Origin of the sequence: Furfurilactobacillus milii (genome assembly GCF_009863985.1) — a bacterium.
Taxonomy (GTDB): domain Bacteria; phylum Bacillota; class Bacilli; order Lactobacillales; family Lactobacillaceae; genus Furfurilactobacillus; species Furfurilactobacillus milii_A.
On sequence record NZ_WEZT01000002.1, the window covers coordinates 93,385 to 110,072 of the forward strand.

General features: G+C 43.6%; 13 protein-coding genes. All 13 read left to right on the forward strand.

All coding sequences use genetic code 11. The features are described 5' to 3' along the window. The first annotated feature begins 6 nt into the window (after positions 1–6). Positions 7–1,809, forward strand: coding sequence for an FtsX-like permease family protein (locus GB992_RS01055; RefSeq protein WP_161000858.1), 1,803 nt, complete (start codon positions 7–9; stop codon positions 1,807–1,809). A gap of 109 nt (positions 1,810–1,918) precedes the next feature. Beyond that, positions 1,919–2,314: a GntR family transcriptional regulator gene (locus tag GB992_RS01060; RefSeq protein ID WP_161000859.1), complete on the forward strand. Its 396-nt coding sequence runs from the start codon at positions 1,919–1,921 to the stop codon at positions 2,312–2,314. Beyond that, positions 2,286–3,143: an ATP-binding cassette domain-containing protein gene (locus GB992_RS01065; protein ID WP_161000860.1), complete on the forward strand. Its 858-nt coding sequence runs from the start codon at positions 2,286–2,288 to the stop codon at positions 3,141–3,143. Before GB992_RS01060 ends, GB992_RS01065 begins: the two co-directional genes overlap by 29 nt. Next, positions 3,133–3,921, forward strand: coding sequence for a hypothetical protein (locus tag GB992_RS01070; protein ID WP_161000861.1), 789 nt, complete (start codon positions 3,133–3,135; stop codon positions 3,919–3,921). The genes GB992_RS01065 and GB992_RS01070 overlap by 11 nt, the downstream gene beginning before the upstream one ends. 143 nt (positions 3,922–4,064) lie before the next feature. Then, positions 4,065–5,627: a ribonuclease Y gene (rny, locus tag GB992_RS01075; protein ID WP_161000862.1), complete on the forward strand. Its 1,563-nt coding sequence runs from the start codon at positions 4,065–4,067 to the stop codon at positions 5,625–5,627. Positions 5,628–5,869: 242 nt separating this feature from the next. Beyond that, entirely contained in the window at positions 5,870–8,497 is a 2,628-nt protein-coding gene (mutS, locus tag GB992_RS01080) for a DNA mismatch repair protein MutS (protein WP_161000863.1), read from the forward strand. 53 nt (positions 8,498–8,550) lie between these two features. Beyond that, complete coding sequence (gene mutL, locus GB992_RS01085) at positions 8,551–10,614, forward strand: DNA mismatch repair endonuclease MutL (RefSeq protein WP_161000864.1); 2,064 nt, start codon at positions 8,551–8,553, stop codon at positions 10,612–10,614. An 88-nt stretch (positions 10,615–10,702) separates the two neighbouring features. Then, positions 10,703–11,305, forward strand: coding sequence for a Holliday junction branch migration protein RuvA (gene ruvA / locus GB992_RS01090; protein ID WP_161000865.1), 603 nt, complete (start codon positions 10,703–10,705; stop codon positions 11,303–11,305). 66 nt (positions 11,306–11,371) lie between these two features. Further along, positions 11,372–12,379, forward strand: a complete 1,008-nt coding sequence (gene ruvB / locus GB992_RS01095; RefSeq protein WP_017261190.1) for a Holliday junction branch migration DNA helicase RuvB — start codon at positions 11,372–11,374, stop codon at positions 12,377–12,379. 75 nt (positions 12,380–12,454) lie between these two features. Further along, the gene (gene yajC, locus GB992_RS01100) at positions 12,455–12,919 is read left to right on the forward strand and encodes a preprotein translocase subunit YajC (RefSeq protein WP_238331018.1); all 465 of its coding nucleotides are present in this window, start codon (positions 12,455–12,457) and stop codon (positions 12,917–12,919) included. A 151-nt stretch (positions 12,920–13,070) separates the two neighbouring features. Further along, positions 13,071–14,210 (forward strand): DNA polymerase IV, encoded by a 1,140-nt coding sequence (gene dinB / locus GB992_RS01105; protein WP_161000867.1) that lies wholly within the window; start codon positions 13,071–13,073, stop codon positions 14,208–14,210. Between the two features lie 79 nt (positions 14,211–14,289). Beyond that, positions 14,290–15,231, forward strand: coding sequence for a DHH family phosphoesterase (locus tag GB992_RS01110; protein WP_161000868.1), 942 nt, complete (start codon positions 14,290–14,292; stop codon positions 15,229–15,231). 44 nt (positions 15,232–15,275) lie between these two features. Continuing rightward, on the forward strand, positions 15,276–16,652 hold the full coding sequence (locus tag GB992_RS01115; protein ID WP_161000869.1) for a DEAD/DEAH box helicase: 1,377 nt from the start codon (positions 15,276–15,278) through the stop codon (positions 16,650–16,652). The last annotated feature ends 36 nt before the right edge of the window (positions 16,653–16,688 follow it).

The window sequence follows — 16,688 nt, forward strand, 5'->3', positions numbered from 1 at the left end:
AATGACATGTTAACTAAATTATCATTAGCAGGAATTAAAAATCGGTTTAAAGATTACTTAGTTTTACTTACCGGTCTTATTATCTCAGCAGCTGTTTTTTACATGTTTGCCAATTTAGCGACAAATCGTGAATTTGTTAAATCCAATACTCAAATTTCCATGGCTTCACAAGTTTTTATCTTCGGCATGATTTTGCTGATTTTGATTACGATCGTGTACATTGCCTATGCGAATTCATTTTTGTTAAGCATGCGACAACATGATTATGGTTTATTTATGATGTTGGGTGCTAAAAAGAATCGCATTGGCGAACTGGTTTTTATTGAAACGCTACTGATTGGTGTGATTTCCACCATCGTCGGGATTGTTTTAGGAATAGGCATGAGTATGGGACTATCCCAAATTTTATTTAATCAACTGGGGCTGACTGTGCATCATTTTAATGCCCTCTATTGGCCGGCAATTGTGACCACAATTTGTCTGTATGTCGGTTTGTTTCTCTTATCTGGCATTTTTAATTTAGCTAAATTGGTCAGAACACCAGTGCTCAAATTGTTACACATAGATGATGAGGTTTATCTATCGAAAAGGCGGCCATTAGTGCAATTAACGGAAATTGTAGCAGGAATTTTGTTACTAGCAATTGGGTACGTTGCTATGGCCAAAATCATGACGTTACAGCTGCTGGCTGTTCCACTAGCGTTAGTGACAATCACACTTGGTAGCTATTTGCTATTTAGTGCAGTTATTGTCGGTGCAGTTGAATTACTGAAGCAAACAAATTTTGCTAACAAAAAATTGCATAATTTTACATTAGCTCAGATCATGTTTAGAGTTCGTAGCTATACGCGGATTCTGACGATTGTATCGTTACTATTTGCTTTAGCGTTAGGGGCAATTAGTGTTGGTGCAGGTTTTCAACGACAAGCACCGCAGATGGCAAAATCGACTAGTGCCTATACAATGGCAATTAACGATATGGACAAAAAGGAACACAATCTGGTCAGCCAGTTGAACGACACGCACACGTTGACCTATTCTCAAAAGATTGTTGACAACACGGTGTACTATAACGAACAAGAATTTGTTGATCATCCTCTGCCGATGCTGGATAGCCGTCAGGCATTAAACGACGGTTCACTCAAGACGCTACCTATTTCTCAGTTTAAGAAGGTAGCCTTGGATGATATGGATTTCACCGGACTAGTCCCGAAAAATGGTCAACAGAAAAGTGAGTTTGCAACTCAAAGCAATTTTGAAAATTTAAATAGGGCAACTACTCACACAGTTACGATCATTCGTTTAAATAATATCCTAGCGCAACGAAAAATTTTGGACCGTTTAGAAAAACTTCAACAGCAACGTTTTCCAGCACCCACTATGGCGACAGTGGGTGGTTTTCAAACCTACAAAATGTTCAATGCACTCTTCAGTGGCCTAGAATTCATGGGATTTTTCCTCGGATTTGCCTTTTTGGCGATGCTCGCTAGTTGTCTGATGTTCAAGATCTTGTCTGGCGCAAACAAAGATATTGTTCGCTACAATATGCTGAATCGGATTGGAACAAGACGGGCGCTGATGAAGCAGGCGGTGCGTGGCGAAATTTTGACACTGTTTGCGCTGCCGGGTATTTTGGGCATTGTCGATGTATTATTCGGATTACAGATGTTTAAACCGCTGATGTATCATCCCTATGCCATGACGGGGTGGTCGATTTTGATTTTCTGTGTTTTATACGGTGTTTATTACGGAATCACAACATTAATTTATGAACGGCTAGTGATTCCTAAAGAGCAGATGAACGCCTAATTAATTTAAAAGTTGCTTCTAGGGTTAATTGCTTGATTGACGAAGCAACGGACAATCGCGTATCCTTATCTTGCTAACACATAAAGAAAGCTAAGGCTGGAGAAAAAACATGCACTTTGACTTTGATGGCAATACGCCACTTTATTTACAAGTGGCAGAACAAATTGAAGAAGCCATTTTAACGAATGGTTTTAAGTCCGGGGAACAAGTGCCGTCAACGACCGAGATTTCCAGGGAATTTCACATTAACCCTGCAACTGTGTTAAAGGGTATGAATATTTTGGTTAATGACGAGATTATTGAAAAGCGTCGTGGACTTGGCATGTTTGTATTGGAAGGCGCACGTGAGCGGATTACGGACAAGCGGCGTACCCAATTTTATGAAGACAACATTCAGCCACTGATTAACGCCGCAAGGCAAATCGGTCTTTCGGAAGCTGTTTTGGCAGAGATGATTAAACGGGGGTATGCAGATAATGGCACTGACAATCACCAAATTGACTAAGCACGCAGGGCGCAAGATGCTCCTTCACAGTGCCAACCTAACGTTTGAACCGGAAACAATTTATGGTCTACTGGGTCGTAACGGGGCTGGCAAAAGCACTTTACTAAATATGGTTGCCGACCGAATTCCGCGATCAAGTGGTGAAATCACAATTGACGGCCAATCAGTTCACGAAAATGATCATGTTTTACAACGACTTTTTTTGGCCAGCGAAGATAACCTGTATCCTGCTCGTGAACGAGTAAATAACTTATTTAAGATCACGAAGCAACTATACGGCGACTTTGATGATGACTATGCTGAATATTTAGCTAAAGCATTTGGCTTAAATACACGCACCAGTTTTGGACGCTTATCGACAGGTTATCGAACTATATTTAAGGATATTGTTGCACTTTGCGTACCGGCAGATTACATCATGTTAGACGAACCAGTTCTTGGCCTTGACGCTGGACATCGTGAACTGTTTTACCGCGAGTTGATAACTACTTATGCGAACCGTCCACGAACCTTTATTATTGCGACCCATTTGATTGAGGAAGTAGAAACGATCCTAAATAATGTGATTGTGATTAATCAAGGTCAAATTAAACTAGCAGAGCCTGTCGAGGCACTGATGGCTCGGTCATATCGTTTGGCTGGACCAAGCGATGCGATGGCAACGTTCTTGCCTAATGTCAAGGTGCTGTCACAAAGTTCGTTTGGACATGAAACGAGGGCGATTGTAACGATGATTGGCTCACCGGCATTACCAGCGGGAATTGCTAAACAAGCTTTGAGCTTGCAGGATCTGTTTGTGGCATTAACGGAGGGTAGTCATGAAGATTAAACCAGTTTATCAATTTCGTCTTCAGCGTGATGCAAAACTGTTGGGATGGGGTTATTTAGCTTCGTTTGTTGGCTTGTGGTTCATTCCATTTTTGATCAGATGGATGACCAGTGGCCTTAAAGCAGCGTTACCACTTAAACCGTATCTTGCAACTAATGCGTTAGAGTCGATTATGGTCTTGTTTCTGTTTGTAGTCGGCGCACTTGTGTATCAGGGATTTGAATTATTTATTCAAAATGGCATTTCAAGGCGCACTTACTGGACAGGAAAATTACTGAGTCTGATGACAATTGCTGTTGGTATTTCCTTTATTAATGTTTTATATCGGTTACTGGTAGCACAACCGCTGGGGATGCGAACCTTTGAAAGTGCCGGTCGCGCAGAATTTGGTCATTTCATTCAACACGGCAACATTGATATCTTTTGGTTTTGGATTCGTGCGCTGAGTACGTTGACATTAGCATTGGCACTCGGTATGCTCGTTGGCTCTGTGTTGGGGCTAATGACGACTAGGTGGAAGATTATTACATTTGTTGCTGCGCCAATTATTGGTCTTGGCCTGCTGACATTTATTTTGTACGCTGGTACAAATGGTGGTCAACCGATTTCATTCACATCGACCTGGTTGGGAAGTCTATTCCGGGTGATGTACGGATTTGATGGCTATATTCGTTATCAACATCCATTAAATTTAGTTATTACAAACTTTATTTTAAGCGCAATCTGTTTGGCTGTTAGTTACTGCTTTAACCGTTTGTTACGCCTAAGACGAGTTTAATGGACACAAACGTTAACCATCGTTTATTGACAGCTTGCCCGTTTATCAGTAAACTGAAATTGTGTAAATAATCAATTTAACATCTTACAAGTTTGCGGCTGGCTTAACGGTCAGCCATTTTTGATGAAGGGCGGGAATTAAATATGGTTTACGTTGTAACCATAATCCTCGTGCTCATCGCTATTATTGCCGGTCTGTATGGCGGACTTGCTATTGCCAAGAAGCGTCACGAACGCGATGTTGACAATGCCAACAATTCTGCCGCAGCCATCCTAAAGAAAGCTCATCAGGATGCAAAAACCGCTAAAAAAGAGGCTTTACTTGAGGCTCGCGAAGAGAACCACAAGTACCGAACGGACGTTGAAAATGAATTAAAGGATCGACGTGCGGAGGTTCAAAAGCAAGAAGATCGGTTATTGCAACGTGAAGAAGCTCTGGATCGCAAGGATAATACGTTTGAAAAGCGTGAAGCTCAATTAACACGTAAAGAAGACAAGTTAACTAGTGATCGGGATGCACTGAAACAGCAACAGCAAGAAGCAGCAGACCTCATCGATAAGCGACAACAAGAAGTTGAACGAGTGGCAGCTTTGTCTCAAGACGAAGCACGTGATTTAGTTATTCAGGAAACAAAGGATCAGTTGGCTCATGAACGAGCTGTGCTGATTAAAGAAAGTGAAGAAGAGGCCAAGATCTCTGCTGATAAGGAAGCTAAGAACCTGATTGTTGCTGCCATTCAGCGGAGTGTTGCAGACACCGTCTCTGACAATACGGTGACGGTCGTTACATTGCCGAATGATGACATGAAGGGCCGAATCATTGGTCGTGAGGGTCGTAACATCCGGACACTTGAAACGTTAACTGGAATTGACCTCATTATTGACGATACGCCGGAAGCAGTTGTGCTGAGTGGGTTTGATCCCGTTCGTCGTGAAATTGCTAAGTTGGCGTTGGAAAAATTGATTGCTGATGGTCGGATTCATCCGGCTAGAATTGAAGAAATGGTTGAAAAAGCACGCAAGGAAATGGATGATAAAATCCGTGAAATTGGTGAACAAACCGTCTTTGATTTAGGCATTCGGGCCATGAATCCTGATTTAATTAAGACAATTGGGCGAATGAACTACAGAACTAGTTATGGTCAAAATGTTTTGAACCACTCTATTGAAGTTGCTAAGTTGACCGCTGTGATGGCGGCAGAACTTGGTGAGGATGTTGCGTTAGCTAAGCGCGCAGGATTATTACACGATATTGGTAAGGCCGTGGATCATGAAGTTGAAGGATCTCACGTTGAATTAGGGGTTGAATTGGCAACTAAGTACCATGAAAACCCAGTTGTTATTAACACAATTGCTTCTCACCATGGTGATGTTGAACCGACATCTATCATCGCTGTCTTGGTTGGTGCTGCGGATGCTATTTCATCAGCAAGACCAGGCGCACGTTCCGAATCGCTGGAAAATTACATTCAGCGTTTGAAACAGTTGGAAGAAATTGCTAACCGTCACGATGGTGTGGCACAAAGTTATGCCATTCAGGCAGGCCGTGAAGTACGGGTTATCGTTAAGCCTCAGGATATCGATGATCTTCAAGCAACTGTCATTGCCCGTGACATAAAGAATGAAATTGAAAATGATCTTGAATATCCTGGTCACATCAAAGTGACCGTTATTCGGGAAACGAGAGCTGTCGAGTACGCCAAATAGGTGACTTAATAGCATAAAACGACACTTAGCCGAAATTAGGCTGATGTCGTTTTTCTTTGTTGTTAAACATTATTTTTAGTAGGGACCACGTGTTCGAATCAACCCAGACAGTGACCGTAAAAAATGTTAAACTTAGACCATCGTTTTTTGGGACTTAGATGAAATTGTTTGTTAGTTCTAAGTGGGTGAGGCCACTTACGATGAACGACGAATTTTTTGAAGTAGTGAGGAGTTTACGTTACATGGCAAAAAAGTCAGCACAAGAGAGTATGGAAACACCAATGATGAAGCAGTATCAGTCCATCAAGGATCAGTATCCTGATGCCTTTTTGTTTTATCGAATTGGTGATTTTTACGAACTATTTAATGATGATGCAGTTAAGGGTGCCCAATTGCTCGAATTGACATTAACCGCGCGTAACCATAATTCAGCCGATCCAATCCCAATGTGTGGTGTGCCACATCACGCCGTTCAAAATTATATTGATATTCTGGTAGACCACGGATATAAAGTTGCCATTTGTGAACAAATGGAAGACCCAGCCCTTGCAAAGGGCATGGTAAAGCGACAAGTTATTCAGTTGATTACACCAGGAACGCGCATGGAAACCGGTGTTAGTGGCGCGAAGGAAAATAATTATTTGGCAGGTTTTACCAAACAAGACGATCATTTTGGCTTTGCATATGCAGATGTTTCTACGGGTGAACTGCGCACCGCTAATCTATCGACATTTGATACAGTCATGAATGAAGTCATGTCTGTCGAGGCCAAAGAAGTAGTTGTTGACGACACTGTACCTGCTGAGCTGACCGATCAGTTTAAGCCGCTTGGTATTTTGGTCTCACATCAAACGGAGATCACAACTGGGGCAGAATTAAGTTTTGTAACACAAGACCTGGATGACGGTGTTGAAACGGCTGCGGTGTCCATGCTGTTGAGCTATATGGAAGGTACCCAGAAGCGGAGTCTGTCTCATTTGCAGCGCGCAATTGCATATGAACCGTCCTACTATCTTAAAATGGATCATTATGCCAAACGAAATTTGGAATTGGCAACTAATATTCGTACTGGCAAAAAATCCGGCACACTTTTATGGTTGCTAGATGAAACTAAGACAGCGATGGGTGGTCGGTTATTAAAGCAGTGGTTAGATCGACCACTGTTGTCACTGGATGAAATCAAAGCACGTCAAGACAAAGTGGATGAGTTGCTTCAACATTATTTTGAACGCTCAAATCTACAGGATGAACTGGTCAAGGTTTACGATTTAGAGCGGTTGGCTGGTCGAGTGGCGTTTGGAAGTGTGAATGGTCGAGATTTGATTCAATTGAAGACCTCATTGCAACAGGTGCCAAAAATCAAATATGTTTTAGAAGAGTTGGATCAAAACGTGTTTGGTGACATGTTGACCGGATTAGACCCTGTTGATGATGTTGCTGAGTTGATTGATCGCGCTATCAACGACGATTCCCCAATATCAGTGACTGATGGCGGTGTCATCAAAGATGGTTATGATGATCAGCTTGATGAGTATCGGGATGCAATGAAAAATGGTAAACAGTGGATTGCCGAGCTTGAAGCCAAGGAACGGCAAGCTACTGGGATCAGTACCCTTAAAATTGGTTATAACCGGGTATTTGGGTACTATATTGAAGTTACCAAGGCAAACCTTAGCAAGTTGCCAGATGATCGTTATGAGCGTAAGCAAACACTGACTAACGCGGAACGGTTTTCGACGCCAGAATTGAAGGAGAAGGAAACGTTGATTCTGGAGGCTCAGGAAAAGTCGACTGCCTTGGAGTATCAACTCTTTACCAAGGTTCGGGAGGTTGTGAAGGCTGCCATTGGCCGTTTGCAACGACTGGCTAAAGCATTGGCCAGCCTAGATGTATTGCAGAGTTTTGCTGTCGTTTCAGAAAACTATCGCTTTGTCCGCCCTGAATTGAATAACGGACATGATTTAGAAATTGAAGATGGTCGTCATCCTGTTGTTGAAAAAGTACTCGGAAAACAGGAATATGTGCCTAATGATGTCCGAATGGCCGACGATACAACAGTGCTGCTTATTACTGGACCAAACATGTCTGGGAAAAGTACCTATATGCGTCAACTGGCGTTAACCGTCGTGATGGCCCAAATGGGTTGCTTTGTGCCCGCTAAATCCGCTAGTATGCCGGTGTTTGACCAAATTTTCACCAGAATTGGTGCAGCAGATGATTTAATTTCCGGTAATTCAACGTTCATGGTTGAAATGCAGGAGGCTAACGATGCGTTGATGCACGCGACTGCTAATAGTTTAATCTTATTTGACGAAATCGGCCGAGGCACTGCGACCTATGATGGAATGGCATTAGCCCAAGCAATTATCGAGTATGTTCATGATCACGTTCATGCTAAAACCCTGTTCAGTACGCACTACCATGAATTAACAGCACTAGACGAATCTTTGCATGCGTTGAAAAACATTCACGTTGGCGCGGTCGAAGAGAACGGTCAACTGGTATTTCTTCATCAAATTCAACCGGGACCAGCTGACAAGTCTTACGGGATTCATGTGGCCAAACTAGCGGGGATGCCGGATGGATTGTTGTCTAGGGCTAGCACAATTTTGCAAGAGCTTGAGGCTAATGCGGGTGAAACACCAACGCCTGTGAATGTGGATGAACCTTTATCAGAGCCAGCACCGGAACCTGCGTCAAAACGAAAGCAGACGGCAACAAGCAAACAGTTGGCGCTGTTTGAAACACCGACGATGGATCCGAAGGTTGCAGACATTATCAAGGATTTAAAACAGATGAATTTAATGGGCATGACACCGATGGATGTTATGAACAAGTTTTATGATATTCAACAAAAACTACAGTCATAATTTGACCATTATTCAAAATGAAGCGGTGAAGGTTAACAAGAGGATTAAACAGTATGGCAAAAATTCATGAATTACCCACTGTCCTCGCAGATCAAATTGCTGCTGGGGAAGTGGTTGAACGACCGGCATCAGTGGTGAAAGAGCTTGTTGAAAATGCCGTTGATGCGCATGCTAAAACGATTGATGTGCTGGTTGAAGAAGCGGGACTGAAATCGATTCAAGTAGTTGATGACGGGGTTGGCATTGCGGATGAAGATGTCGAAATGGCCTTTTCACGGCATGCAACCAGCAAAATAACCTCGCGCGAAGATTTGTTTCGTGTTCATTCATTGGGATTTCGTGGTGAAGCGTTACCTAGTATCGCATCGGTTGCCGATGTTTGGCTAAAAACGGCGACGGGTAAGGGTGCGGGAAGTGAAGTGCACATCAAAGGCGGCGAAATCCTGACACATACGGCCGCGCAGTCACGACCAGGAACTGAAGTAACCGTCAGCAATTTATTTTTTAATACGCCGGCGCGCTTAAAATATTTAAAATCACCGCAAACTGAACTAGCCAACATTGTGGATATTGTGGACAGACTTGCACTGGGGCACCCAGATGTCGCCTTTAGCTTAAGTCACAATGGACGCGAACTATTGCGGACAGCAGGACGTGGGGATAGTCAGCAGGTTGTTGCAGGAATCTACGGTGTCCAAACGGCCCGCAAAATGGTGGCGATAGAAAATGAGGACGCTGATTTCAAACTGACTGGTTATGTATCGCTGCCTGAATTGACGCGTGCTTCACGTAACTACATTTCGATTCTGATTAATGGACGTTACATTAAAAATTACCAACTGACGAAGGCTCTTATTAAGGGTTATGGTTCCAAACTGATGGTAGGCCGTTATCCTATCGCCGTCCTTAATTTAACGATGGATCCGTTCTTAGTTGACGTTAACGTTCATCCAACTAAGCAGGAAGTTAGGCTAAGTAAAGAGCCTGAACTCGCGGATTTAATCGACAAGGCGGTTTATAACCGGATTGCGCAGGAAAACTTAATTCCTGACGCTTATCAAAATTTACGTGGCGAACCAAGTCTGGATTCAAATGCTTTGGCACAGCGACTAAGCGAAGCATCGACCACCAGGAATGCAGATGTGAATGTTCATTACGCGCGGCCACAACAGTTGGCAGGACGGCAAACGCAACCGGTAGAATCATCTTCAGCAGTTGTGGATTCAGGTTCAGAAACAGATGCTGGAACGACGGCCAGGGATGATGGTAACGTTGGTACAACGTTGCCAAATGCCTTACCAATACAAACATTGGCGCCTGTTGTGGTGCATCATGTGGACGACATGGCAGACGCTTCAGTTGCGGCTTTCGATGCGCGCTATGCTCATGATGACACGACACCATTCGGCGATGAAGAAGCACCACAAGTACCAGTGCCAAATGAGGAAACGGAAATGTTACCAGATCAATCAACCGGTAATGATGGCCAACGTCGTTTTCCAGAATTAACTTACATTGGCCAAATGCACGGCACTTTTCTGTTTGCTCAAGCTGAAGATGGTCTTTACTTCATTGATCAGCATGCAGCTCAGGAGCGAATCAAGTATGAATACTACCGTGTTAAAATTGGTGAAGTTAGTCGAGATTTGCAAAAACTGTTGGTACCGATCGTTTTGGACTATCCGACTAGTGATGTCTTAAAGATTAATGACGCTAAGGATAAGCTCGAACAACTGGGATTGTTTTTGGAACCGTTTGGCAACAACAGTTTTATTGTGCGTCAGCATCCAACCTGGTTTGAAGAAGGTCAAGAAGAGTCAACGATTCGTGAAATGATTGACTGGGTGCTGACTGATCACGATTTAACGGTTGCCAAATTCCGTGTGAAAACGGCGATTATGATGAGTTGTAAACGGTCAATTAAGGCCAATCATCATTTGGATGAACGGCAGGCCCGAGCGTTATTACACGATTTGGCTCAGACACAAAATCCGTTTAATTGCCCACATGGGCGGCCTGTCGTGGTTCATTTTACTAACGCTGATATGGAAAAAATGTTTAAGCGAATCCAGGATTCTCACGAATCGTGGGCAGAATTTGATGAGCATGAATTTTAGCGTGTGGTTTGACTTGGGATGGATTTGAGTAATGACGTGCTCTCGTTCAGACAGTTTAAAGTTGGCCGATGCAAACGGAGGAAAATGAATGTTTGAGTATTTAATTGGTCTCGTGACGGTGGTGACGCCGGCCTATGTTGTTCTAGAAGTAAACGGGGTCGGCTATTTGTTACAAACAGCGAACCCGTACCGGTTTCAAGAGGATCCTAAAAAGAATGTTAAAATCTACGTTTACCAAGCTGTTCGCGATACTGACATTAACTTGTTTGGGTTTGTCGACAGTGAAGAAAAACAGTTATTCCTTAAATTGCTTAATGTATCAGGTATCGGTCCCAAGAGTGCACTGGCCATTTTGGCAAACGAAGATCATGGCGGCCTGATCAGTGCAATTACAAATAATGATGTTAAGTATCTGACGAAGTTTCCTGGTATTGGTAAAAAGACGGCACAACAAATTGTTTTGGATTTACAGGGGAAATTAGGCGATATTGGAATCGTTACGTCAGCTACGGAGGTCGAAACAGGACCTACTGTTAATTCATCAGCTCTTCGTGATGCGTTGGCGGCGCTTAGCGCATTAGGCTACAGCGGTGCGGATGTTAAACGGGTGGCGAAAAAGTTAGATGATAATCAAACAACAAGTACGGATGCCTATTTAAGTCAAGCCCTACGTTTGTTAACTCAAGCGTAGTATGATTTAAAGAGTGATGCCGAAGCCCGGGTAGAAACCGGGCAATAAACTAGAAGGGGGACTGTTATGGACGACGAGTTAATGTCAAACGAGCCTGTGGACGATCAGGAAGAGTCTTTAGAGCGTTCTTTACGACCCGCAACGTTGGCGCAGTATATTGGTCAAGATACTGTCAAACATCAGTTAGAGGTCTATATTCAGGCTGCTAGTGCCCGTGAAGAATCATTAGACCACGTGCTCCTCTATGGACCACCAGGTTTAGGGAAAACAACGCTTGCCATGGTGATTGCTAATGAAATGCACGTAAATATCAAAACCACTAGTGGTCCAGCAATTGAAAAGCCGGGTGACGTAATTGCCCTGTTAAACGAACTTCAGCCCGGCGATATTTTGTTCATCGATGAAATTCATCGTTTGCCAAAAATTGTCGAAGAAATGTTGTATTCCGCAATGGAAGACTTTTTCGTTGATATTGTTGTCGGCCAGGGTCCCACAGCTCATCCAGTGCATTTTCCGCTGCCTCCATTTACTTTGATTGGGGCGACTACGCGAGCAGGTCTACTGTCAGCACCTTTGCGTGATCGATTCGGGATTGTGGAACATATGAACTATTATTCGACTGCTGACTTGGAAGAAATTACGTTGCGATCTGCCGATATCCTTGCGACTCAAATCGTTAAGGAGGGGGCTCATGAAATTGCCCGTCGTTCTCGTGGCACCCCCCGAATTGCTAACCGGCTATTAAAACGGGTGCGCGATTTTGCTGAGGTTAGTGATCATGATGCCGTTGATGCTGAAATCGTGGATCACGCACTGAAAGTCTTAGGCGTGGATGATCTCGGCTTAGACGAAGTGGATTTAAAATTGCTTCGAACCATGATTAAATATTATGATGGCGGACCGGTTGGCTTGACCACATTGGCTGCAAACATCGGTGAAGAATCGGATACGATTGCCGAAGTTTATGAGCCATACCTGCTACAAATTGGCATGATCAAACGAACACCACGGGGTCGAACCGTGACTTCGGCAGCTTACCAACATTTAAAAATTCCCGAACCAAAAGGGGACTAATTTGCTGGATTCGTTTGGCAAGCGTCGGAAAGTCTGTTACAGTACTCTACAGAATAAATGAATGAGGTGGATAAATTGGTAAGCTCTTTAACAACGACTTTAGTCGGTGCGGCTGCTCAAGGAAGTAACTTATGGAGTTCAGTACTTCTAATTGTTTTGTTTGTCGCAATCTTTTACTTTTTCATCATGCGTCCTAATCGTAAGCAACAGGATCAACGTAAGGAAATGATGAGTGGTCTTCACGTGGGCGATCGCGTGGTTACCATCGGCGGTATGCACGGTGTGATTGATTCACTCGACAGTGCTAACAAGACGGTTACAATTGATGCAGACGGAATTTACCTTGTGTTTGACCTGCAGGCCATTCATCACGTAGAAACGCCTAAATCAACAAGCACCGCTAAAGTTACTGACGCGGCTACAAGTAGTGTAACTGCTTCAACAAGTGAAGCCACGAGTGCAACTAGCGAAGCTACTAGTAGCGTTGCACAAAGCGCTGACAGTGTTGCCAGCGAAGCAACTGGAAAAGATAGCGAATAATTGTTTTGCATAAACTGCAGAATAAGACAGGTCACACGGAGTTACCGTGCTGGCCTTTTTTATTCTGGCAAATCGAACGTACGTTTGCTAAAATGGACATACAGTTAATTCAAGTTGAAATCAGTCTAGGTGAAAAGGGGGGGCGAAATCGGTGGCCAATACGTTGTTAAAAATTCCGCTCACAGTTAATGCGGAACGGAAAATCATCCATGTGGATATGGACGCTTTTTATGCGTCAATTGAAGAACGTGATCATCCTGAATTTCGTCATCAAGCACTGATTGTCGCACGCAATCCACGAGAAACGGGCGGTCACGGTGTTGTGACAACGGCCAATTACGTTGCTCGAAAACTGGGTGTACATTCAGCAATGAGCGCGCAGGAAGCGCAGAAACTGGCACCCAAGGCAATCTTTAAAACACCAGATTTCACGAAGTATCGTGATGTTTCGGCAACGATTCACCAAATTTTTCACGAATATACAGATCATATTGAACCGATTGCATTCGACGAGGCCTATTTGGATGTTACTAATAACAAACAAGAGATTGATTCTGCAGTGACTCTAGCACATCAGCTACAGGCCGAGATTTGGGAAAAGGTTCATTTAACTTGTTCAACCGGCATCTCCTACAATAAATTTCTTGCTAAATTGGCATCTGATTTTGCTAAACCAGTCGGTGTGACAGTCGTCTTACCCGGCGATGCAGAAGCGTTTCTTGCACCGCTGCCCATTGAAAAATTTCGTGGTGTTGGCAAGAAAACGGTGCCTAAGATGCATGATTTGGGAATTTTGACCGGAGCTGATTTGCTGAAATGGTCGGAGGCAGATCTGATGCAAAACTTTGGCAAATTAGGGTACAGTCTCTATCGTCATGTGCGTGGTAGTGATGACCGCCCAGTCGAATGGCAACGAGCGCGCAAGTCAATTGGTCGCGAAGAAACGTATGATGCACCGTTGGATAACGAGGCAGATGTCGAAACTCAATTACAATTGCTTGCTACAGATTTGGTCAGTCATCTAAATAAGCAACAGCGTCATGGGAAAACGATTGTTTTAAAGGTTCGTGACGCTGATTTTAATACGATAACAAAGCGTCAAACGCAGGCTGAATATTTTGAAAATGACGCCACGGTGCTTTATGAATCGGCCCGTGAAATTTTCGATGTCACGGCCGACTTGAGTAAGGGGATTCGGTTGTTGGGCATTACCATGACCAACTTAGATCCGTTAACTTTTGAAAACTTAAGTTTGCCACTATATTCATTGAATTCTGATCGGGCATTTTAAATTGATTGAGTCTGCTTTGTGTTTGATGGCTTTTTTCGCTATACTTGCAGATACGAGATAAGTGGAGGTCCAATAAAAGATGGACGTGCAAAAGGCAATTTTTGATGACATTAAACGTAAACAGACAATCATTATTCACCGCCATCAGCGACCAGATCCAGATGCTGTTGGCTCACAGGTCGGTCTAGCTAAAATTCTGCAACAGGCTTTTCCAGAAAAGAAAATCTTTGCGGTTGGTAAGCAGATTCCGGGATTAGCTTGGTTAGCAGAAATGGATGAAGTAGAGAATGCTCAGTTCGATTCTGCGCTCATTTTAGTGTTGGATACCGCCAACGAACCTCGAGTGGATGATCAGCGATGGCGCCGCGGTCAGGAAGTTATCAAAATAGATCACCATCCTGATGATGATCCGTTTGGCGATTTGAGCTGGGTGGAAGAGGATGCATCAAGTACGTCTGAAATGATTGTCGATTTTGCTAATCGTTTTGACCTGAAGGTTTCTAAGGAGGCAGCGAGGGTCCTTTACGCGGGGATTGTGGGCGATACTGGCCGATTTTTGTACTCGGATACGCGGCCTCATACCATGACAGTAACGGCACAGTTGATGGAGACTGGTATTGATGCGGTTGCCGTTAATCAGATGGAAGATGAAATGTCCTTGCCAGTGGCCCGGTTGACCGCGTATTTGTATGAGCACCTCACGATTTCTGCATCGGGTGCCGCGCATGTTATTCTGGGCGCAGACACGATTAAATCGTTTAATTTAGGTGATGCGGGAACTGCTAGTCTTGTTCCCATGGCCGGCAAGATTGACAGTGTCAAGACATGGGCTATTTTTGAAGAACAAGATGATCACAGTTATCGGGTCCGTTTACGATCCAAGGGGCCTGTTATTAGTGGCTTGGCTCGTGAACACAATGGCGGTGGACATCCGCTGGCAAGCGGTGCCAAAGCTAAGGATCTTGATGAAGTTAAACTGATGATTACTAAGCTTGAAGCACTGACAGCCAAAGATAAGTAAACGCTAATGTGAGTCGTGATGATTCACGCGTTAAAGGAGAAACAATGACGGAAACATTTAAGGATTTACAGTTGCGACCGGAATTATTGGAAGCACTGCAGGAAATTAATTTTGTTAAGCCAACGCCGGTACAGGCTAAGCTTATTCCTGTGATTTTAGGTGGTCGATCTGTAGTTGGTCAGTCACAAACAGGAAGCGGGAAGACTCACGCATTCTTGCTGCCAATTTTTGATCAATTAAAGATAGACGTTGATGAAGTACAGGCGATTATTGCGACGCCATCACGTGAACTGGCTAGCCAGATTTATGAGGATGCAAAGCAATTGGCTGGTCATTTCAAGGATCAGATTAGAATTGCCAATTATGTTGGTGGTACTGATCGTTCACGTCAAGAACGCCAATTAGATAAGCATCAGCCACAAGTGGTTATTGGAACGCCCGGTCGTTTACGCGATTTCATGGAAGAACACGAACTAGATTTGCATACGGCTCGTCAATTTGTAATTGATGAAGCAGATATGACGTTAGACATGGGCTTTTTAAAGGACGTGGATAAAATAGCTGGTGCGTTGCCAAAGAATCTTCAAATGATGGTTTTTTCTGCGACAATTCCACAGAAATTGCAGCCATTTTTGAAAAAGTATTTGACGAACCCTGTGGTAGAAGAAATTCCTGTAACTTCAATTATCAGCCCAACAATTGATAACTGGTTGATTTCGACTAAGGGTAAACAAAAGGATGAATTAATCTACGAATTACTGACGATGGGGGAACCCTACTTAGTGTTGGTATTTTGTAATACAAAACAACGAACGGCTGAACTTACTGCTTACCTTAAGGGACGTGGGTTAAAGGTTGCCATGATTTCCGGTGACGTACAGGCGCGTGAGCGTAAACGGGTCATGAAGCAAGTTCAAAACTTAGATTACCAATATGTTGTTGCAACTGATTTAGCGGCCCGTGGAATTGACATTAAAGGGGTATCACACGTTATTAACGATGATATTCCGCATGATCTTGATTTCTTTATTCACCGAGTGGGTCGTACAGGTCGAAACGGAATGCCCGGCATTGCAATTACGCTGTACAAGCCTGGTGAAGAAAACGAAATTGCTGAGATTGAAAAACTTGGTGTGAAGTTTGCCCCGAAGGATGTTCGTCATGGTGAAGTCGTTGATTCATACGACCGGAACCGTCGTTTCCAGCGAACGGCTACTCATGAAAAACTTGATCCGACCTTAGTGGGGATGGTCAAGAAAAAGAAAAAGAAGATTAAGCCTGGTTATAAACATCAGATTAAGACGGCCATTAAGCGGAAAGCTCAGGCGGACAAGCGGATTGAAATGCGTGAATCGGCTCGTAGCCAGCGTCGTCAAAATCGGCGTCAAGGTGAATCCCAACGATCAAATAGAAGTCACTAGTTCTGAAAGCAACTGTGGTGTAGCATGTTAATTTTC